Origin of the sequence: Nostoc sp. PCC 7107 (assembly GCF_000316625.1) — a bacterium.
GTDB lineage: Bacteria > Cyanobacteriota > Cyanobacteriia > Cyanobacteriales > Nostocaceae > Nostoc_B.
Genome location: NC_019676.1, coordinates 6,114,243 through 6,136,157, shown reverse-complemented (window position 1 = coordinate 6,136,157; position 21,915 = coordinate 6,114,243). Strand labels below are relative to the sequence as shown.

At 41.8% G+C, this 21,915-nt stretch carries 14 protein-coding genes and 4 pseudogenes; 8 read left to right on the top strand and 10 right to left on the bottom strand.

The window, feature by feature from the left end:
• Positions 1-20 precede the first annotated feature (20 nt).
• The gene (locus NOS7107_RS26300) at positions 21-1,844 is read left to right on the top strand and encodes an ABC transporter ATP-binding protein (protein ID WP_015115958.1); all 1,824 of its coding nucleotides are present in this window, start codon (positions 21-23) and stop codon (positions 1,842-1,844) included.
• A gap of 109 nt (positions 1,845-1,953) precedes the next feature.
• Positions 1,954-3,021 (top strand): aliphatic sulfonate ABC transporter substrate-binding protein, encoded by a 1,068-nt coding sequence (locus NOS7107_RS26295; protein WP_015115957.1) that lies wholly within the window; start codon positions 1,954-1,956, stop codon positions 3,019-3,021.
• Positions 3,022-3,212: 191 nt separating this feature from the next.
• Here NOS7107_RS26295 and NOS7107_RS26290 read toward each other — a convergent pair whose 3' ends face one another.
• The 3 genes and pseudogenes from NOS7107_RS26290 to NOS7107_RS26280 all read right to left on the bottom strand — a co-directional run.
• Entirely contained in the window at positions 3,213-4,067 is an 855-nt protein-coding gene (locus tag NOS7107_RS26290) for an ABC transporter permease (RefSeq protein WP_015115956.1), read from the bottom strand.
• Positions 4,024-4,878, bottom strand: a complete 855-nt coding sequence (locus tag NOS7107_RS26285; protein ID WP_015115955.1) for an ABC transporter ATP-binding protein — start codon at positions 4,876-4,878, stop codon at positions 4,024-4,026. The genes NOS7107_RS26290 and NOS7107_RS26285 overlap by 44 nt, the downstream gene beginning before the upstream one ends.
• A 380-nt stretch (positions 4,879-5,258) precedes the next feature.
• Positions 5,259-5,759, bottom strand: a pseudogene (locus tag NOS7107_RS26280) (IS4 family transposase); the annotation flags it as partial.
• 5 nt (positions 5,760-5,764) lie between these two features.
• Between NOS7107_RS26280 and NOS7107_RS26275 the strand changes: the two are divergent.
• A pseudogene (locus NOS7107_RS26275) lies at positions 5,765-6,745 on the top strand (glutathione S-transferase family protein); the annotation flags it as partial.
• A 202-nt stretch (positions 6,746-6,947) separates the two neighbouring features.
• Here NOS7107_RS26275 and NOS7107_RS26270 read toward each other — a convergent pair.
• On the bottom strand, positions 6,948-9,038 hold the full coding sequence (locus tag NOS7107_RS26270) for a hypothetical protein (protein ID WP_015115954.1): 2,091 nt from the start codon (positions 9,036-9,038) through the stop codon (positions 6,948-6,950).
• Positions 9,039-9,133: 95 nt separating this feature from the next.
• Positions 9,134-10,309 (bottom strand): hypothetical protein, encoded by a 1,176-nt coding sequence (locus tag NOS7107_RS26265; RefSeq protein ID WP_015115953.1) that lies wholly within the window; start codon positions 10,307-10,309, stop codon positions 9,134-9,136.
• Between the two features lie 328 nt (positions 10,310-10,637).
• Between NOS7107_RS26265 and NOS7107_RS26260 the strand changes: the two genes are divergently transcribed.
• Both NOS7107_RS26260 and NOS7107_RS26255 read left to right on the top strand, forming a co-directional pair.
• Positions 10,638-11,927: an AAA-like domain-containing protein gene (locus NOS7107_RS26260; protein WP_015115952.1), complete on the top strand. Its 1,290-nt coding sequence runs from the start codon at positions 10,638-10,640 to the stop codon at positions 11,925-11,927.
• Positions 11,924-15,496, top strand: coding sequence for an AAA-like domain-containing protein (locus tag NOS7107_RS26255; RefSeq protein WP_015115951.1), 3,573 nt, complete (start codon positions 11,924-11,926; stop codon positions 15,494-15,496). The genes NOS7107_RS26260 and NOS7107_RS26255 overlap by 4 nt, the downstream gene beginning before the upstream one ends.
• 122 nt (positions 15,497-15,618) lie before the next feature.
• Here NOS7107_RS26255 and tnpA read toward each other — a convergent pair.
• Positions 15,619-15,849 (bottom strand): annotated as a pseudogene (gene tnpA, locus NOS7107_RS26250) (IS200/IS605 family transposase); the annotation flags it as partial.
• On the opposite strand from tnpA, the pseudogene NOS7107_RS26245 reads away from it, so the two are divergent.
• Positions 15,835-16,128 (top strand): annotated as a pseudogene (locus tag NOS7107_RS26245) (DUF4351 domain-containing protein); the annotation flags it as partial. The pseudogenes tnpA and NOS7107_RS26245 overlap by 15 nt on opposite strands.
• Before the next feature lie 95 nt (positions 16,129-16,223).
• Here the strand turns inward: NOS7107_RS26245 and NOS7107_RS29595 are convergent.
• Entirely contained in the window at positions 16,224-16,703 is a 480-nt protein-coding gene (locus NOS7107_RS29595) for a hypothetical protein (RefSeq protein ID WP_253274489.1), read from the bottom strand.
• 106 nt (positions 16,704-16,809) lie between these two features.
• On the opposite strand from NOS7107_RS29595, the gene tumA reads away from it, so the two are divergent.
• Together tumA and tumE are read left to right on the top strand one after the other, a co-directional pair.
• Complete coding sequence (gene tumA, locus NOS7107_RS26235) at positions 16,810-17,040, top strand: antitoxin TumA (RefSeq protein WP_015115949.1); 231 nt, start codon at positions 16,810-16,812, stop codon at positions 17,038-17,040.
• Positions 17,030-17,422 carry a toxin TumE gene (tumE, locus tag NOS7107_RS26230; protein WP_015115948.1) on the top strand — a complete coding sequence of 131 codons (393 nt, stop codon included), beginning with the start codon at positions 17,030-17,032 and terminating at the stop codon, positions 17,420-17,422. The genes tumA and tumE overlap by 11 nt, the downstream gene beginning before the upstream one ends.
• 225 nt (positions 17,423-17,647) lie before the next feature.
• Here the strand turns inward: tumE and NOS7107_RS26225 are convergent, their stop codons facing one another.
• From NOS7107_RS26225 to ppk1, 3 genes are all read right to left on the bottom strand, one after another.
• Positions 17,648-18,460 carry an IS5 family transposase gene (locus NOS7107_RS26225; protein WP_015111366.1) on the bottom strand — a complete coding sequence of 271 codons (813 nt, stop codon included), beginning with the start codon at positions 18,458-18,460 and terminating at the stop codon, positions 17,648-17,650.
• 147 nt (positions 18,461-18,607) lie between these two features.
• Positions 18,608-18,982, bottom strand: coding sequence for a hypothetical protein (locus tag NOS7107_RS29590; protein WP_015115947.1), 375 nt, complete (start codon positions 18,980-18,982; stop codon positions 18,608-18,610).
• Between the two features lie 488 nt (positions 18,983-19,470).
• On the bottom strand, positions 19,471-21,606 hold the full coding sequence (gene ppk1 / locus NOS7107_RS26215) for a polyphosphate kinase 1 (protein ID WP_015115946.1): 2,136 nt from the start codon (positions 21,604-21,606) through the stop codon (positions 19,471-19,473).
• Positions 21,607-21,915 lie beyond the last annotated feature (309 nt).

Below are 21,915 nucleotides of genomic sequence, written 5' to 3'. Positions count from 1 at the left end.
TGAAAATTAATTCAGCATTCATGCCCAAAAAGTCCAGAAAATTTCAATCCTTTCAACGTGCTGCCGATGCACCACCCTTGCCTGAGACAACCTTTAAGTTCATTTGCTATTTCGTGAACCAGTTCCGTTGGTGGTATGTGGCAATGGTGATTTTCGAGGTAATACACGCAACTTGTGGCATTATGTTGCCTTATGCCATTGGCGAAATCATCCGGAGTGTAACGCGATCGCCAGGGGACAGTAAGCAGATTTTTGATGCCGTGAGCCAACCCCTGATGTTGTTCACCGCCTTGAGTGTGGGTGAAGTGGTATTCGGGCGATCGGCTGGACTCTTACAGACAATCCTCCATCCGATCCACCGACAGCACATCGTCCGTTCTCTATATGCTTACTTGCAGCATCATTCTCATCGCTACCTAAGCAGCAGTTTTGCGGGGTCATTAGCACATCGGATTAGCGAAACTTCTCTGGGTGTCACACAGACGATGCAAATGCTGATTAGTGAATTTATGGCAGTAATTATCGTGTATATCGTCGCCACGATTTTACTGTATCGCGCCTATCCTCCTCTGGCTGCACTCGTGGGAGCGTGGGCAGTTCTGTTCATCAGTATTTCGTTCTGGTTGGCAACTCGCTGCCGAATTTATTCCCGGAGAGCCGCAGCCGCCAGAAGTGAGACAACTGGTATCATCGTAGATGCAGTAACAAATCTTACTAGTAGCAAACTATTTGCTCGCCTGGGTTTTGAACGACGTTATTTGAATGAGCGGTTAAGGCACGAACTCAAAGAGGTGAGAAAGTCCAATTGGTACTCGGAGCGAATCCGTTGGTTTCAGTATATCTCAGCAGCAATCCTAAAAATCGGCACTTTGTATTACTCGCTCTTACTCTGGAGTCAGGGTAAAATTGCTGCCGCCGATTTCGTTGTCGCCACCAGTTTGTCACTGTTAATCATCAGCGAAGCCCGAAATTTAAGTAAACGGTTTCTCGAATTTTTTGAACATATCGGTAATATTGCTAATGGCGTTCTCACTATTGTTCAACCCCATGAACTTATTGATCGAGATAATGCGATCGCCCATTCAATCACTCAGGGACAGATTGAGTTTCGCCAAGTGAATTTTAGCTACTCACTTGGGAAAAAAGTATTTGAAAACCTTTCTATCATCATCAAACCAGGCCAGCGTGTCGGGCTTGTTGGCTTCTCTGGCTCTGGAAAATCCACCTTCGTCAATCTGATTTTGCGTCAATTCGACCCCCAATCTGGACAGATTCTTATTGATGGGGTTGATATTCAAGATATGACTCAAGATGCCCTACACTCCCAAATTAGCTTGATTCCCCAAGATCCATCTCTGTTCCATCGGACATTAATAGAAAATATTCGTTATGGGCGAATAGATGCGACCGACGAGGCAGTGATTGAAGCAGCGCGTCAAGCCTATGCTCACGATTTTATCGCTCAGATTAAGGAAGGGTATGATTCTTTGGTGGGTGAACGTGGTGTCAAACTTTCTGGAGGACAAAGACAAAGGATTGCGATCGCACGAGTTATCCTCAAAGACGCACCAATTCTGATTCTAGATGAAGCCACCTCCAGCCTCGATTCCATCACTGAAAAAGCGATCCAAGATACTTTAGATTCAGTGATGGATGGGAAAACCGTGATTGTAGTGGCGCATAGACTATCTACTATTGCCCATCTAGACCGCATTTTGGTATTTGACCAAGGTCGCATTATCGAAGATGGCACTCATACCACACTGCTAGCACGCCGTGGTGCTTACTACAAGTTATGGAAAATGCAGGCAGGTGGATTTTTACCTGTAGGAGTTAATAACTAGAATTAGGACTTACTCATGACTAACAAAACATTGGATGTTTTGTATATCCCTATACTCCTAACTTGACTTTCAACACCTTCTCTCAGGAATTATTTATTTCATTGCAAGTATGACTAGAATATTCAACACTCGCCGCCGTTTTATCCGGTTTGGTACAGCAGGCTTGTTGGGTTTATCAACTGCCTTAGTTCTCAGTAGTTGCAAACCCACAACCTCAAAATTACCAACATCTAATACTACAACGAATGTATCAGCTACCAGTGGCATCAAAACGAAAGTTCTGCGTATGGGGTATCAACAAGCTGGCGATTTGGTGAGGGTGACAGGAGTATTAGAAAAACGTCTAAAACCCTTGGGTATCAAAGTCGAATGGGCGCAATTTGCTCAAGGGCCACAGCTTATGGAAGCGATGAATGTAGATAAAATCGATTTGGGTTCTGTAGGAGAAACACCGCCAATCTTTGCCCAAGCTGCTGGTGCTGATATTGTTTATGTGGTTGGTTCACGACGCACCGAAAAAAGTGGTAGAGGAAGTGCGATCGCAGTTCCCCCAGATTCTCCTATTAAGAGCATCAAAGATATTAAGGGACAAAAAGTAGTTTTTCAAAAAGCTTCTGCTTCTCACTATTTCATAATTAGAGCTTTGGAAGATGTAGGTCTAAAACCTGAAGATATTCAAGTTTTAAGTATACCTAACGTAGAAGCTAGTAGTGCATTTCTAGAAGGTAAAATTCCAGTGTGGGTAACTGGTGATCCTCATTTAGCGAGGGCTGAAAAATTAGGTAAAGTACGGATTATTAAAACTGCCGAAGGACTTGATACTCCAGGTGGATATTATATCGGTAGGAAACAATTTGCTATCGATAATCCAGAATTACTCCGAATTGTAATTGAGGAAATTGATAAAATCCAACGCTGGGCAGAAGCTAATCCCAAGGAGACAGCAAAATTAATTATGCCTCATCAAAAACTAGATCCAGCAGTGATGGATTTGGTACTAAGTCGTCGTGGCTATGGATTAAGAGCTATTTCGCCTGAGTTAATTAGAGAACAACAAAGAGTTGCTGACTATTTCTATAAAAATGGTTTACTTCCTAAACCTGTTAATATTCAAGAAGCTGTACTGACATCTGAACAATATGCAGCTATTACTCCTACAACAATTAGTCAAAAGTGATTAAGTAAATAAAAGGAACGTAAGAGTTCAGGAGCCAGAATAGTTGAAAAAACTGAATAATATTTGATGACTAAATGTATAAATCAGAATAAATTCCTTATTAATTCTGACTTCTGACTCCTGGGTGCTGAATTCTTACAAAGGAACAAAAAACAGTGTGTGTAATTAAGTTTGTTTAGTTTGTTCCTTTATTACATTGCTACTCGTGGATAAAGTCTTCCACAAATTAAAGTCAAGGCTATTAATGTTAACAACAGAATTATACAGTCCCAACCAAAGCCATATATGCTACTTCCATTCGCTAACATCGTGCCACGCAGTGCATCAACTTGGTATGTTAAAGGATTAATGTGAGACAGAAATTTTAACCAGTTGGGCATCATAGAAATCGGATAGATGGCATTACTAGCAAAAAACAACGGCATCGTTAACAACTGACCAATTCCTGTCATCCGTTCTCTGGTTTTCACCAAACAGCCAATAATTAACGAAAAGGCGCAAAAACAAGCAGCACCCAACAGGACAATTAATAGCACCTGGATAATAGCCAAGGGATAAAGATTAAGCTTGACTCCTAATAAGAGTGCTAACACGTAGATAATAAATATTTGAGATAAACAGCGCACTCCGCAGGCTAAAGACTTACCTAATACCATTGCTACTCTTGGTGTCGGACTGGCAAGGAATTTATGCACAAACCCTAAGTCTCGTTCCCAAATCAGTGTCATTCCACCTGTAAAAATTGCTACAAATAACACGCTCTGCGCTAAAATACCCGCAGCCATGAAGTCTAAATAAGGTAAATCACCTGTGGGAATTGCCCGAATTTTGGTAAAGACTTGTCCAAAAATCAACAACCACAGTGATGGTTGCACGGCTCGAATTACTAAATCAGTAGGATCATGCCGGAGTTTCCGCACTTCCATCTCTGCAATCACGAGAGTTTTTGTCAATATTTGAATAGTTGTAGAAATCAGATTGTCGCGGTAAGAAAGTTTTCTCTTAACCCAACCGTTGAGCCGTCCGTCTGGTTCTGGCTGTATCACTATAGTTAACTCCTGATGTTAATTGATCGCCTGTGTAATGAATAAAGACATCATCTAAGGTTGCATTTGGCTTACCCAAGGAAGCTTTTAAATCACTGGGTGCGCCTGTAATCACAACTCGGCCTTGCTGCATAATCGTCACTCGACTGCACAAACTATCGGCTTCTTCTAAAAAGTGAGTGGTTAAAAATATGGTTGTACCGTAATCTGTACGCAGTTGCTGTACAAGTTGCCATACTTGAGTCCTGGCAATGGGATCTAGCCCTACAGTTGGTTCATCTAAAAACAAAATCTTAGGTTGGTGCATGATTGATTGGGCAATTTCTAGCTTGCGAATCATGCCGCCAGAGTAATTACGTACTAAACGATGGGCTGCTGCTTGCAAACCCATGAAATCTAGCACTTCTCGGATACGCCTTTGCCTATATTTAACAGGAATATCGTATAGCTTGGCAAAGATTAAGAGGTTTTCGTACCCTGTCAGACTCCCATCAGCCGAAAGAGCTTGTGGTACATAGCCAAATAGCCTTCTGACAGCAGCAGCCTGATGAGTTACATCATAGCCAGCTATAGTTGCGCTGCCTGCACTCAGAGGCAATAGCGTAGTCAACATCTTGATGGCTGTGCTTTTCCCTGCTCCATTGGGGCCGAGTAAGCCAAATACCTCGCCTTGTTCTACTGTAATACTCAAATCATTGACAGCAATTGCTTTACCGAAGTAGCGCGTCAGTCCTTGTGTTTCTAAAATCACCGCTTGAGAGCTACTTGCAAGTGATTTTGACAAATTAGTATTTCCCGTAAGTCTAGTCACGAGTTTGATGTAGTCCTAATATTTAGTTTAGCTAAATATTAGGACTACGTATTTTATAAGTCAAGAGTCTAATTTGTGTTGGGCGAATTCTGTAATTTTGGTTCTTCAGTAGGTGTTATGCTGAAATTTTAATTAAACTCCAAAATTTCCCTTTAAAATCAAGGCTTACAGGCAGTTATTAACTCAATTTCAGAACTAAGGCTCAAATGGTAATCATAATTCCTGTTATTATTGCCCAATAAGGGTTTCAAACTTATTTACAGACATTTTTAGCATAACAGGTACGGAAGAGCCGTAATTTTTAACAGATAAATAAGCGATCGCACTCTACTGTCGGGCGATCGCTAATAATTCCTGATATGCTCAATACCTTAGCCAATTTACGAGGCTTTCAAGCCTGTAGAAACGGCATAAATATGTCCCAAAGAAGTAAGCTTGGCAAAAATTTGAGTTAATAAAATCGGCTCAGGTTTTTCGGGAAGCATTTTTAAGATTTCATGAACATATCGAAAGCCACGATAGTGCGCCTTAAGATCAATAATGCCGGAGTTGGGATTAAGGATGCGGAAATCAGCAAGAAGATGATGAGATAAATTAACCATAAAAAATGCCAAATTAGCCGCATTAGTCACAGCAGTTTGGCTCAGATTCATAAAATCTTCCAACCCCCAAAATTGCTTGGCATCACGGAAGTTAAACTCGATTTGAAAGCGAAGTTTGTAATAATCGATAATTTTATCGGCTATCAAATTTAGGTCGCTGGAAAATAAAATTACATGGCTACGAGCATGAGTTTCAAGATTAGTTTTGACCAAAATTACTACATTAAGAGCCTGTGCAAATTCTTTGTGAAGCAGAGTGGCTTGATAAACCTCAGTTTGAAATAGTGACAATGTTTTGCTACGGGGAGAAAGAAAGTTGGTACAAACGTAAGGTGCCATCAGGAATGCTCCCGGCGATTGAGTTAGATGGACGGATTATTAAAGAAAGCGATGATATTTTGATCGCTTTGGAAAATGTTTTTGGGCCATTAAGTCAAGGAATGGAAGACGACACAGTACTTCCTTTACGCCAATTAGAGCGGCTTTTATTTAGAGTCTGGTGCGCTTGGCTGTGCTATCCAGTAATTTCCACTCAACAAGAAAAACGCAACCGAAAGCAATTTATGACAGTGGTGGCTAAGGTTGAGGAGGCTCTAGACCGCACCTCCAGTCCTTATTTTTTAGATAGCTTCGGCATCGTCGATGTTATCTTTACGCCATATCTCGAACGGATGAATGCCAGCCTTTACTACTACAAGGGCTACTCACTGCGAGAGGAAAATCCTAATTTGAGTGCATGGTTCGCGGCAATGGAAAGCCGAGATACCTACCGAGGTACCCAGAGTGACTTTCATACCCACGTACACGATTTGCCGCCCCAAATGGGAGGGTGTTGGGAAAATGGCGAAACCCAGACGCTGATCAATAAAGCGCGGGTAGATAACGGCCCCTGGTTTGGACTACCAGATGTTGCTTATTCAGAACCCGAAAACTCCCGAATGGAAGCTCTTCAAAGAACTATTGAGCATCGCATCAATATTATCCGCGTCAACCCCTCAGATGATAGCTTGTTTGATCAAGCCTTACGTTGTGCTTTAACACACATGATGACAGGGGTTGAGTGCATAGCTCCATCGGGATCTGATGTCGCCCTACGATATTTGCGCGATCGCATAAATGTCCCGCGAGATATGTCCATTTATGCGGCCAAGCGATTGCGGGAATCGTTGGAGAAAACCGCAGCCTTTGCGGGTGATGGACAGCCAGACCCCATTCCGACTCAGCATCGACGAGATCAAGACCCGTCTAACTTTGTCAGAAAGTAGGATTTAGACACGCGCCTTGGCAGATCACGCAACTCTCCTAGTTAATAGTTATCTTGGTTTCCAGCTTTGACTATTGTGCAACTTGCAAGCATAATAGCTTATGAGATTTTACCTGTTGCCAGCAAGAACCACAGAGGTTTTCCTATCTGCTCATGTTCATCATTACTAAGCGATCCCACCTCTAAAACTTAAATGCAATGTCTCAGTCCTGATAACAGCGTAAGCGTTGCAGTAATTGTTCGCGTTCTGGCGATGGTGTGACATTCTGAGCAATGGCGATCGCAGTTTTGATATCTCCTGTGCGGACAAGATTCAATGCAATCCGCCCCCAGGAACGTTCTGCAATCGGTGGCAAAGAAGACTCTGACCCATTCAGGAGGGTTTGTATAGGCATATTGAGGAGCGATCGCGCTTTTGTCAAATTGCCTTGACTCAGATTTAGTTCCACAACTCGTAAAGCAAAGTCCAACTTTTCGCTAGGATTTCTCCCAGCGTAACCAATGAAACGGGATGCTTCCTCTGGCTGACGATTGGCGATCGCTTGATTACCTGCTAAGGTAGCAAAATCTACTTGCTGAAGTAACTTTAATTTTTCTGCCAGTGTAAAATAAGCCGATGGCGTTGCGTCAAATTCTGCACTGATTGATAGCAATAATTGTGCTTGTTGTGGCAATGCTTTTTCTGTTTGTATCAGCGTGACAATTCGATTCAATAGCTTATCAGCTGGACGATTGGTGGAAATCAAAGCATTGGCGATCGCCGCATGAGTTGTGATAGCAGTAGGTAAAGCAGAAATGCTATTAGCTATTACTTGGCTACGAGTGAATAATTGATCGGCAACAGCAACATTACCACGGCGATGGAAAGCTTGAGCAAACCGCAGCAATCGCCGCACATCGGTTTTTTCCCCAGTAATTCTGGCTTCTGCATCCTGGGTTTGTCCGGCTTCAAGGGCGGCTATGGCAATATTATCCAGCCAGCGATCGCTTTCATCGAAATAGCCTGCATCTATCTGTACGATCATCGGACGTGGTACCATTTGCCGAGCAGTTGTAAACTGCTTATTAGCAATCAAATCTTGCAGGACAATTCCCAAGACATTCACCGCACGCAGTTCAGCAATCAGGGCTTTGAGTTCTGGCTGATAGCCGCGAGTTTGAGCTAAATTTGACATCTCGCCATACCATTCATTATCGAAGCGTCCGCCAAACTGATCGGCTATTTTAGCGGCTTTAGCATCAGCAACTAAACGGGCGATCGCAGATTCGCGAATTTCTGGCTGGTTAAATTTGCGACTTTCTGCGGCGATTGTCAACCAACTTCTAGCCCGGAAAGAATTAGGGCGTTTCATTAGGGAAACAATTTGCTGCGATCGCCCTAAATCTCCACTGGGTGCATAGTGCAGCACCAAATTCATTAATTTAATTTCCCGCTGTTCCACATCTTTAATTGCTAGTGCTGCTTTGAGCAATGGATCTAGTAATTTCTTTGCTTTTACTGGGTCTCTAGCTTCAAAGTAGGTAGCAGCAATCTGAGTGACAGTAATATCAGGATCGTAATCTTGAGGAGAAAGTTGCTTTAGCACCTCTAAAGCTTTTGTGGGTTGGTAAATTTGGAGATATAAATTAACTATTTGTGACAAAAACTCACGTCTTGTGTAAGTATCTGTCAGATTTTTGATAGTTTGCTCAAACCCATAGTTGAGGGAAGATGCAGCTTCCGCCGGTTGGTCGAGAGCAATCCACCCTTCTGCAAGACGAATGTGCGCCGCAACTAAATCTTTAGGAGTATAGCGAATTCCTGATACCGACTCAGCCGCAAGCTGTAGCGTTTGTTGTCCTATGGTGAAGTGGCCAATTTTTCCATAGGCGATCGCAGATTCTGTCAAGATATGAGTTTTGCCTAAACTATACCCACTCGGTAAAGGTTTAGCTAAGACCACGATTTGATCGAGAATGGTAGGAAGTTTTGGATTATCCTTATATGTCAGTGATTGTACTTGAGTAGCAATTGCCTTGAGCGCAAAATCTAATGTCTGGATTGTAAAAGTTGTATCTCCTCGCCGTTCAGCATTTTCTAGCTCTCTGATCATTGCGGGGAGTCTATCAGTCGGGGACATTCCAGAAATTTCGTTCCAGCGTCGGGTACTTTCACCAATTAGTTCTACACGGCAAGCTTTAGAAATCGTTATCCTAGCATCTGCCGCATAAATGGGAACAGAGTAAATTAGTTGAGAAGCAAGAATCAAAGCGAGCGATAGCTTCACTCGCCGCAGGCATCGTGTTAGCATCATAAGCTTATTTTGTTTGTATATTCGTATTCGCTTAAATTAGGGCGGTGTTAATTACTAAAAGTCTTGTATCTAATGGATTTATACTCAGCACTCAGCTATCGTTTGCTAAGAATCTTGCCACTGAGATTAACAGTGTAATTCAGTGATTTCTGAAAATTTGTCACCGTGACATTCCAACCGTCAAGTTTCTGCGTTGGTATACAAGGTTCATTGGGTGCAGCCGTGGGACTGCGGAAACAATAGAATCTTGGTGCAACTTGGGTAATGCTGAGATTGGCAATGGGTTGTTTCAAGTCTGATTTGGCGGCGTTAAAGACTGTGCGAGCGATCGCAGTTGGTATCTCATCAGTGCGAGTAGGAAGTCCGGCGATCGCTTCGGTGCGAATATTAACTTTATCGTTGCTAATCCGATATATTTGCCGTGCTTGGGACTTTCCCGCCACCGTCACCCGATAGCCCCGAATTTTTTGTTGAGCGCAGGATTGGGCTAAATTCCCTAATCCTAAACAGCTATCAGTAAAGGTTTGAGGCTCGATTTTCGTAATCAGCACAACTGAGGGTAAGATTTGCAAGTGTTTGCTGGCGATGCGCTTGATTTCGTTAACTACCGGAATCGGTAAACCGCTTTCCATAACAGGATTAGTACGTGCAATCAATTGTAAATCGTCCGCTCTTTCACCTCGAAATACCCAGCGTTGGCGTTGGTGGGGAATGGTAATTTTCCAGCCTCGGCTAAGAAAGGGATCGCAAGCATGAGGAGCCGAAACATTTTCACAACCACTTGCCCAGGTTGTCTTTGCAGATGAAATATTATTTAATGCAGGTTGTCCAGGATAGCCCCACTCTTTCGCCAGACGAATCGCTGCTGTTATCATTGCCGTTGGCGGTACTTCTTGGGTAGGTTTTCCCAGAGAATGGATATTTTGCCCGTTCCTTTGCATCAAGACTCTAAACTTGCCATTATCAGTGGTGAAATAGACCAAACTTTGACGCTGATCGGCGATCGCAATTTTCCAGTAAGGTACAGGATTGTACATCCACATATCGCCCTTAGCAATTCGAGCAACTTGAACGACTTTTGCAGTATTATCAAGTTTCGCTTTAGCGATCGCATCTTGAAGCACTTGTTGAGCGATCGTCTTTGTTTGTGGTGTAGTCAAAATTTGCGGATTAGCAACGGTAGATTGTAAGGGAATTAGCGAACTAGAAAAAAGCAGACATCCGATAATAGTTGATTTAACTAAGGCTTGTTGAGAAAAGTGTTGCAGCATAGAATATTGATTGAAAAATATCAGTAAATCTTGCAGTCTCAAGTTAGCTAATAAATACTCAGATTCAGGATTGAGTTACAGATTTGGAAACAAAATACATATTTCAGTAGTTGCACTCATATTTGTATGATGCTTGATGCGTACTGCCATTGTCAGCCGGAAGAAATCCGGTTGTTTGAGGCGATAAATTCCGGTTTTTTCCGGAAAAATCCTGCTAACTATTCCCCATTGCTAAGTAATCACGGTTTGTTCTGGTTGTTTGGGTATTAAGGGGAATTATTGAGAAATCCTATGTTAGAAGATAAACATCGCTTTCTAATTTAGGGTTATGAGCTTAGACGCTGGATTTCAATGGAATGCTGCTCAACAACTCGTTGATCAGTTGATGCTACAGACTACGCAAAAGCATCTGAGTGATGTTGAAATCCAAGTTTTGCAGGGTGCATGGGAAGGTAAAACTTATGAAGCGATCGCGGCTGAGTCTTATCTTACCGTGAAGTATGTTAGTGAAGTCGGCGGGCGGTTATGGCAATTGCTTTCAGAAGCACTCCAAGAAGAGGTGAAAAAAACCAATTTTCGCCAAGCCCTTCAGCGACGATGGCAAACCCATCAGCCCCAATCTTACCAGGGAATTAAACATCAACCATCCCAGTGGGAATTTTGTTGTGCAGAGATTGATAAACCAGGGGCATTACTCCGTATTAAAGCACCAATTCAGTTTGGTAAAACCACACTTATGGCGCAAGTTCTCAAGTATGCTCAACAACAAGGATATCGTGCGATCGCTATCAATCTGCGGGATGCGGTGGCTGATGATTTTGGCAGTTTAGATAGTTTCTTACAGTGGTTTATTGCTAGTGTCACATATACGCTGAATTTAACAGTGGATATCGAAACTCATTGGCGCAAAAGTTTAGGCAATAGCAAAATCAAGTGTAGAACTTATTTACAAAAATATCTCTTAACTGATGATATCCCCTTAGTCATTGCCTTAGATGAAGTGGATCGCCTATTTGCTCATCAATTAATTGCTGGTGAATTTCTCGGAATGCTGAGAACTTGGCATGAAGATGCTAAAACCAAATTGCTTTGGACTCAGTTACGTTTGATAGTTCTACACACTGAAGTTTACACCCAAATTGATATTAACCAATCACCATTTAACGCAGGTACAGAAATTCAACTGACAGAACTAAATTCCACAGAAATCCTCACTTTACTAAATCAGTATCAATTGCACTGGAGTCAGCAAGAGATAAAAAAATTAACTGCAATTGTTGGCGGACATCCTTACCTTGTCACCTTGACTTTACAATTTCTGGCTCAAAACCCAACTTCCCTTGAAAAATTGCTCAATACCGCAGCAACTCCCAATAGTATCTACCGCAGCCATCTAGAAAGGCAATGGCATAAGCTACAAACTCATTCTCATTTACTTGCACCATTGAAAGCGATCGCCTCGGCTGATGCTGCTATTTCCATTCAACCACACTTCCATCTCGATCATGTGGTGAAACTCTATGACTTGGGATTAATTCAGCTACAGCAACACCAAGTATCTATACGCTACGAACTTTACCGTCAATATTTTCGTGAACGTTTGGGAATTCAAACATGAACAATTACAACCATTATCAAGTCGGTGGTAGTTTACGAGAAGGTACTGAAATTTACGTTCATCGTCAAGCCGATAGTGATATATATACAGGATTAAAAGCCGGAATATTTTGCTATGTTCTCAACTCTAGACAAATGGGTAAATCGAGTTTACGAGTGCGTACAATGTCGCGCTTACAGTCAGAAGGATTTGTTTGTGTTGCTTTTGAAATGCGTGAACTCTGCGTTTATCAAGTGAGTGCAGATGAGTTTTATGGCGGATTTGTCAGCCATTTTGCTAGTGAACTTAAGATTGAAATTGATTTAGAATCTTGGTGGTCTCAAAATACTTTACTGCATCCATTTTTGCGGCTGAGTAAATTTGTGGAAGAAGTTTTACTAGCAAATATCTCTCAGCAAATTATCGTTTTTGTAGATGAAATTGACAGTATTCTCAATCTAGAATTTAAGGATGATTTTTTTGCTTTTGTGAGAGCCTGCTACAACAAACGCGCTGATAAACCCCAATTTCAACGATTAATCTTTGCCTTATTTGGTGTGGCGACACCCACTGATTTAATCGCCGATAATAAATTTACACCACTAAATGTAGATAGTCGTGCTATCGAACTTACAGGTTTTCAATTGTCTGAAGCCAAACCCCTGGAACAAGGCTTAATTGAGGTGGCTGCAAATCCTACCAAGGTGATGGCAGAAATTTTGGCTTGGACTGGTGGACAACCATTTTTAACTCAATGGCTATGTCAACTAATTAATACATCAAATACTTTTATTGCATCGGGATGGGAAACTCCAGCAGTAGAAGCGATTGTGCGATCGCAAATGATTGAACATTGGTTAGCAAATGACCGACAGCAGCATTTTCAAACAATTCGCGATCGCATTCTCCACAATAAATCTTTGGCTTGTTGGTCATTAGGACTATATCAGCAATTGCTCAATCAAGGGGAACTCTCTGCTGAAGATAGTTGGGAGTTAATGCAGTTGTGTCTTTCTGGTTTAGTTGTCAAACGTCAAGGCAAATTGAGTATCTATAACCGCATCTACGCCACCGTGTTTGATTATACCTGGACAGAACAAGCTTTGCGTGCTATCCGTCCCTATGGTGCAGAACTCGCCGCTTGGGAAATTTCTCAAGATGCTCAATATTTGCTGCAAAATGAAGCCTTGCAGTGGGCGTTAGTTTGGGCAAAAGGATTGAGTTTGAGTCATAGTGATTATCAATTTTTGTCTGCTAGCCAAGCCCAAGAACTAGCGATCGCCCAATCCAAAACCCAAACAGCGATACAACAAGAAACTCAAGCAATTGAGCGATTAAAAACCGTACAACATCAAACCAAAAAACAATTGCAAATTGGGGTGATCGCGCTTTCTGCGGCTGTAATTAGCACCATCAGCACGTTTTTCTACTTCCAGCAATCAGAACAGCAACTCAGAACCAATGCAGATATCTTAAATTTAGAACGAGAAGGAAGCCGAATTTTGCAAGTGCGTGCAGATGGCAATCAACTGAAGGATTTGCTAGGGGCGATGAAATCAGCGCAAAGACTCAAACAATTGACCAAACAGCATTCTTTTAAATATTTACCCACCCATACGCCTTTATTTGCCCTACAAGCTGTTCTTTCCACGATTAATGAGCAAAATCGTTGGCATCTAGAAAGCCCGGCGGTAGCGATCGCCTTTAGCCGTGATGGACAACAGTTAGCAACTGGAGGTGAAGACGGGGCGATAACTCTTTGGACACCACAAGGAAGGAAAATTCAGACGATTAAAACTCACAAAACTAAAACTCTCCAGGGCTTCCCAATTTCCATTTCTTCTCTGAGTTTTAGTCCCGATGGTCAGTATATTGTCTCTGCTAACTCCGATTATGAAATCCAGGTTTGGCATCTCAAAACAGGTACTCTTGTCAATAAGCTAAAACTCGATCAAGAAACTCTTAGTGATGTCCAATTCACAAATGATAACAATATTGTAGTAGTCAACGCCTTTGGCAAAGTTGCAGTCTTGAATTTGCAATGGAAATTACTCCACACCAGGCAGATTGCTCCACCTCAACAGGGTATTGACCTTACTATTAGTTTAGAAGGCGATGCAATTGTGTTTATCAATGCCCAAGGAAAACCGGAAGTTCGAGACATTAAAACTGGTGCGTTGATCAAAACCTATCTTAACATCACCCATAATTTAGGCGATCGCCTTTGGCACAGTTTCCGCACAAAAGATGGTGCTTACATTTCTGCCAACCTCAACACCCTTAAATTATGGCATCCAGACGGAACTTTACAAGCAGAAATCAAAACTCATCAATTGCTGGTTTCTGGTTTTAGTTCTAGCTTTGATGGTTCTATAATCGCCACGAGTCACCCAGATGGGATGCTGAAACTCTGGAAAATCCATCCTCAAAAAATCTCCACTCCATTAACACCACCAATACAAACTCCCCGTGTGGTTGTGGGAAATCAGCAACGCATCAACCGCATACAAATACCGGGTGAGAAACTAAAAATTGCTGGGGCAAAATCTGATGCTAAAAATAGAATTATGGATGCCACTCTGAGTCCTGATGGACAGACAATTGCTGCCACAAAATTCAATGGAGAAATGACGTTATATAAGGCAGATGGCAGCGAAATCACAACAATACAAACTAATCTACCGGAAAGTGTGATTAAATTTAGTCCCGATGGTTCGCGCTTAGTTTTGTTATCTATTCGTCAGCAAAAAATACAATTCAGGTTAGCAAATGGGCATTTAATTCAAGAAATGGATGCGGCTCATTCTAAACCAGGAATCGAATTTAGTCCTGATGGCAAAGAGTTGGCAATTTCTGGTAATCAACCCGATAAAATTCAACTTTGGAGTAGTGAAGGTAAATTTTTGAAGACTATCAAAGATGCCGATTCGCTTTATTTTAGCCCCAACAATCAAACCTATATCACAGTAACTTCTAGCAATACCCCCACACGCACCTTGCGCCTGTGGAGAAGAGACGGACAATTGCTCAAAACCCTATCAGGACAACCCAATGAAATCACTGCAATGGGATTTTCTCCCAGTGGGCAGTTTATGGTTGGCGATCGCTTTGGCAAACTGGTAATTTGGTCGGCTGAGGGTAATCTAATCCAAACCCTCAATCATGGTGCAGCGATTATTGATATCGCTCACCGTAACGACGGACAGCAGTTGGCGACGGTGGGAATTGATCAAAATATCAAACTTTGGCGTTCTGATGGTACACTCATTCGCACACTCGAAACCAACCAAATTGGTCGCTTTGAATTTAGCCCAGACGGGCAATTGTTGATTGCCAAGACTATTGATAGCACAATCTATATCTGGCAAGCCGACGGCACACCTATTACTCGCATCCCAATGGGCGGTGCATTTAATACATTCCTCAATTTTACCCCAGATGGCAACCGTTTGATTTCTAGTAGTGGGTCAATGATCTATTCTTGGAACCTGAATCTTGACGATCTCCTCACCGAAGGCTGCAATTGGCTGGGGGACTATTTCCAGAACCATCCCCAGGAGTTGCAACAACTTCCATCTTGTCGTAGCTGATAGCTGAAAAGGTTTCATCAAACTTTTAAGCCATCTAAAGCTCCGCAAGGGTACTCCCTCCAAAGTTGTAGACTTGGCGGTGACGAGGAATTGCGGGACGATTGGAGGGAGTCAATCTCCCTTCAATCGTCAGGACGACTTTGCTTCTCAACATAAGATTTAAGTTGTTCAAGGGTGACACCACCACAAGATGCGACGAAATACGCACCTGTCCAAAATACGGGCTTGTTATGGAACCGATCAACCTGTTGATTGAACTTCTTGCGAATTAAACGACTGGAGACAGTTTTGAGATTGTTAACTAACTTGCTAACTTCAACATCTGGTGGGTAGTTAATGTTTACAACCTCTGCCAGAATTTGAGAGTTAATCAAAATTTAGAGCCAGATGATACGGAGTTAATTATGCGATTAGAGCCACTTTATCAGCAAGACCGCGAAAGAGCTAAACAAGAAGGACAACAGGATTTAATTCTACGTCAGCTAAATCGTCGTTTTGGGGAAATTGATGCAGCGTTGATGGAACGAATTCGAGGATTATCTATCGAGCAATTGTCTCTTTTAGCAGAGGCGTTACTAGATTTTTCCGTTGTGACAGATTTAGAAGCTTGGCTAAACCAGCAAGCCGGATAACAAAGTGAAATAAACTACAGCCAGCCAATCGCACCCCACAGACCTACAACCGTCCCCAAAGTTCGATCACAGTTGCCACTGCCCCAAACCCAAAACTACGCCATCCACAGCATCCAATCAGGAGCCGCCGCCACCAACTGCCCAAACATCTGCGGCTCTTGCTCCTCAAACGCCACCATCACCCCCCAACGCTCATCACTGCTGAGGGTAGAGAGAAACTCATTAACCGCATCCACACCGGATTCTACACATTCCATAAACCCAGGAGCGTAAGATTTCACCTGCTGCCACCAAGAATGGGTAGAGTTTTCCTGCCCGCCCATATCCTGATTACTGGGGAGAGATGTTGTGTCAGTGATTGGTGTTGGTACATTTATATTACTACTGACTGACACCAACTTCCGATTTAACCACCCAGAGAAAATCCCAGAGCGCCCATCGTCAGGAGCAACAAACTTATAAACGCACTCCCATTTTCCCCTTGGCCCCAACCGACCAAAATACGACAACCGCAAGTCAATCTTACTCAACAGCTTTTGTGCGATGTCTACGGCAAGCCAAAGCGGGAAAGCCATAGGAGTAAGTCTTTCTGAAATAGTCACTGACAAAACATCCTCTAAGATGTCTACTGATATCTGGACTATACTAATAACCAGAACATGGTTATTTTAGAATCAAAAAATGCGTAAACAGACGATTCAATATACATCATCGCTAGATGCTCTGCTTGCTGTTGCCAAGCGACTTAGTGTGTATGAAAACCAGCAAAAAATGGACTCAGAAGATTTTTTTTACCAATATACTCAGGGAGTATTATCAGATGATGTCATATTTATAGAATGGGCAAATGATTACCGTCATTACCTGGCTTTGCGGCAAGAAATAGAACAAAGATTGAACTATGCTGCCTAATATTCTATCTGATTACCTCAATCAAGTAGAACAAGCAATTGTTCAATGTCAGAATGTTTATGTAGAACGTTATGAGGAAGAGATTCTAACATCACAACGGGCGAATTTAAGAATTAGACTGCGCTTCAATCAGACACATTTATTAGAAATAAATGAAGCCTTATTAATCACAGGTAATCAGCTAGAATTTCTCGACTACCGTTACCATTTTCAAGATGAACGAAGTTGCCTAGTTTTTCGTTATGATAATACACCTCACTTTCCCAATCTTTCTACTTTTCCACACCACAAGCATTTACCAGATGATGTGATAAGTTCTGACAAACCTGAAATTATTCAAGTATTAAAAGAAGCAACAGAGTTATTAACGCGTAACTCTTAATAACGTAAGTTGCTAGTTAGTGCCACAGAATGGTATCGTTAGGATACAAAAACTTCATTTTTTAGTAATTTTGGATACTAAAATTTAGATATTTGTACTTAAAAATAGGCGTTTTTTGATAACTAGCAACTTGGGTTAATAGGGAGTTGATTTGACAAAGGTTTGTGAATTTTGATATGTTGCTGAATCTAAGAGGGTGTTTGAAAAGTTTTGAGGGGTCAAATTTTATGCCAATCGCCTCACCATGATCCGGATCATAGCAAGGTAGATAAACGTCTCTGATGTTTCTGGCAATAACTCATAGTCTCTGACCAATCGCCGACACCCCATGACCCAACCGAAAGTGCGCTCCACCACCCAACGTTTTTTGAGCAAGACAAAGCCCTTGGTTTGCTCTGGGCGCAACACCACCTGCACAATCCAACGGCAAAAATTCATCACCCACTGCATAAACGGCTCACCGTCAAAGCCGCCATCCACCCAGAGGGTTGTCAAACGAGATACCTGCTTTTGAGACTGTTTTACCCGTTTGAGAACTAGTTTACCTCCCTCGCGTTCACCCACATTGGCAGCCGTGACTAAGACCCGCAAGACTAATCCCAAGGTATCGACCGTCATAAATCGCTTGCGTCCTTTAATTTTCTTACCTGCATCAAAACCCACAGATTGACTTACCATCGCTGCACTCTTGACGCTTTGACTATCGATGATCGCTTCCGATGGGCTTCGATGCCGTTCCTCTTCAATCCGTGTCCACTGCCGCAGGCTATCGTGAATTTTCAACCACGTTCCGTCTTTGCGCCATTTACGAAAATAGCTGTATACCGTCTGCCATACAGGAAAGTCACCTGGTAGCGTAGGCGTAGCCCGCCGTAGGCATCGCCATCTAACTCCTTCTACCAGCACATAAAAAATTCCGTTAAGGACTTCCCATATATCAACTTCACGCTTGCGACCCCCAGGTTTTGGTTCTGGAATCATGTCACTCAGAAATTCATATTGAACACGGGTCAGATTGCTGGGGTATGCTTTACTCATGTTGCTCTCTCAGTGCTGTCTACTATCTATTCACAGCGTATACTGAGAGGGCTTTTTTACCATCTCTCCGACTTTTCAAACAGCCTCTTAGAGAATCAGTATAACAACGCCAACTAAACTACCCCCTTCCTTACACACACCACAAATTTACCCTAACCACTCGACCCAATCGGGAGCCTCGGCTACCAATTGCCCAAACATCGCAGGCTGCGCCTCCTCAAAAGCCACCATTACCCCCCAACGCTCATCACTGCTGAGGGTAGAGAGAAACTCTTTGACTGCTGCTACACCGGATTCTACCCGTTCCCGGAACCCAGCAGAGTAAGATTTGACCTGCTGCCACCATGAATCAGTAGGGTTGTCTTGCCCCTCCATACTAGGGCAAATATCATTACTGGGGAGTGTGGACGGTGATGTTGTGTCACTTACTTGTTTTTGTAAGTCTATATTATTATTGACTGACACCAACTCTCGATTTAACCACCCAGAGAAAATCCCATCACGCCCATCATCAGAAGTCACAAACTTTTACACACACTCCCGATTACCTCTTGGCCCCAATCTTCCTATGTAAGTCAACCGCAAATCAATCTTGCTCAACAGCTTTTGTGCGATCGCCAAGGGCGTTAACTTATCGCTAACAGTCACGTTTAAGCAAGTCTTGATAAGATAACGATTCTCAACAGCTGCCCGTTCAAGGGGCGGCAATCGCCTCTAAACCCTGCAAGCTAAAGGTTTGAGAGGCGATTGTCGCCCCTTGAAAACTTTATCCTAGAAGCTCTTTTCTATGCAGCTTCACATTAAATTGGTATAAGGTACTTTAATACAGTAAAAGATGTCAAATAAATGGGTTTTATATAAGTAGGCCGGTGTTGAAAATTGTCGTTATGACAAGGCAGGAGGCAGAGGGCAGAAGACAACAGGGAAGAGGCTTTCAAGCCACTTTACTTTTCGTTACATAGTTCGGTTTATTTGCACCTTTCTACTTAGAGCCTATTTTTCTTAGAGAATTACTGCATCATTTTTATCAAAATATTTTGAGCGCTACGTTCAGGCTCATTTTTATTAGGGTAAAGTTGGATGTAAGAGCCATCTGGCTGTAACTCCCAAGCTTGGCGATTATCTACTAGCATTATTTTGAGAATTTTTTGTAAATTCTGCACAATATGATCATCTTCAACTGGTACAACTACTTCCACTCGGTGATCTAGATTACGGGTCATCCAATCGGCACTGCCGATATATACTTCATTTTGCCCATTATTATGAAAGTTAAATATCCGAGAGTGTTCTAAAAAACGACCAATAATACTGATAACACGAATATTTTCGCTAACTTTTGGAACTCCAGGACGCAAACAACAAATACCCCGCACAATTAGGTCAATTTGTACTCCAGCAAGAGATGCTTTGTATAAAGCAGCAATAATTTGGGGGTCAACCAAAGCATTCATCTTAGCGATAATATGACCTTGATTACCGTTTTTGCAGTGTTCGATTTCTCGCTGGATCAGGGCAGTAATGCGATCACGCATATTAATAGGTGATACCAGCAACTTGCGGTAAGAATCTTTACAGGAATAACCAGTCAAATAATTAAATAAATCAGTTAAATCTGCCCCTAAGTCTTCTCGACAACTAATTAGTCCTAAATCTGTATATAAATTTGCTGTTTTGGAATTGTAATTTCCAGTCCCAATATGGAAATAACGACGAATATTTTCTCCCTCTTGACGCACTACTAGCAAAGTTTTGCTATGAGTCTTTAGTCCCACCAATCCGTATACTACATGAACACCAGACTTTTCTAATTTATTAGCCCAAATGATATTATTTTCTTCATCAAAGCGAGCTTTTAATTCTAAAATAACAGCAACTTGTTTGCCATTTTCAGCCGCAGTAATCAAAGAACTGACAATTTCCGAATTTCCCGAAGTCCGATAAAGTGTCATTTTAATTGCCAACACATCAGGGTCATGAGCAGCTTGAGCAATAAATTCCTCTACAGAAGCGCCAAAGGATTCGTAAGGATGATGTACTAGCAAATCTTTTTGCTGAATCACCGAGAAAATACTTTTTTCCTCATCCTTGAAGCTGGCAATTTGACTTTGTTGATGAAGATGACGCAGACGAAACGGAATTACTGCTGCCAAAGGTGGATCTTTAAATTCAGGTAAAGGTAGTGCCGTAAACGACATTAAATCTTTTAAATTCAGCAGCCCTTCTATCTCATAAACATCACTCTCAATCAGTTTCATTTCTGTCATCAACATCTGTCTTAATGATGGAGGCATTGATGGTTGAATTTCTAACCGTACCACCGAGCCTATAAATTTACGCTTATATAACTCTTGTTGAATTGCTAATAGTAAGTCATCGGCTTCTTCTGCTAATTCTAAATCTGTATTGCGGGTTAATCGAAATAGATGATATTCCTCAACGACCATTCCGAGAAATAAAGCTTCTAAATTGTGAGCAATTACTTGCTCTATCGGCATAACTGTCCAGTGATTTAATTTTCCATTATCTATTTGCAATTCTTGAGGTAAGGGAATAAATCGAGGCAGAATAGTGGGAATTTTAACTCTAGCAAATTTTTTTTCTCCTGTGTTTGGGGCTTTTACTACCACTGCTAAATTTAAACTGAGATTCGCCATTCGTGGAAAGGGATGGCTAGGATCAACAGCTAGAGGAGTGAGAACTGGAAAAATTCTTTGTTGAAATAGTTTTTGAAAGTAACTACGCTGTTCAGGATTAATGTCAACATAATTAAGTAGATGAATCCCTTGCGCTGTCATTTCTGGTCGAAGCGTCTGCTCAAAATAATGATGTTGTTGAGTCACCATTGGATGCAGATATTGATAAATTGCTTCTAATTGTTGTTCTGGGGTGCGACCATCGGGAGTTCGCTGAATTAACTGTGCTTTAACTTGTTCTTTGAGAAGTGCAACACGAACCATGAAAAATTCATCAAGATTAGCACTAAAGATGGCAATAAACTTGAGCTTTTCTAGTAATGGAGTCCGAATATCTAACGCCTCATGTAAAACTCGGCGGTTAAATTCTAACCAGCTTAATTCTCGACTAAAGTAGTACTCCGAGTCATCCACATTAATAGTTTTACTAATATCTTTGACTTTAGACATATTTTGATTTACTAAAAGAATGGTATGACAATTATCAAAAATAATTCAAATCTAACTTATACACTGTACAAATTAATCATGGTATACATTTACCAATAATATGTAAGTAGAGCGGTGCAAATAAACCAAACTATGTAACAAAAAGTAAAGTGGCTTAAAAACCTCTTCCCTCCTGCCTTCTGCTCTCTGCCTCCTGCCTCGCCATAACGACAATTTTTAACACCTACCTACTTAGGTCGTTTTAAGCTTTCATTAATCATTCTTTAATGCTAAATAGATCCACACTGTAGGGGCAATTTATGAATTCAC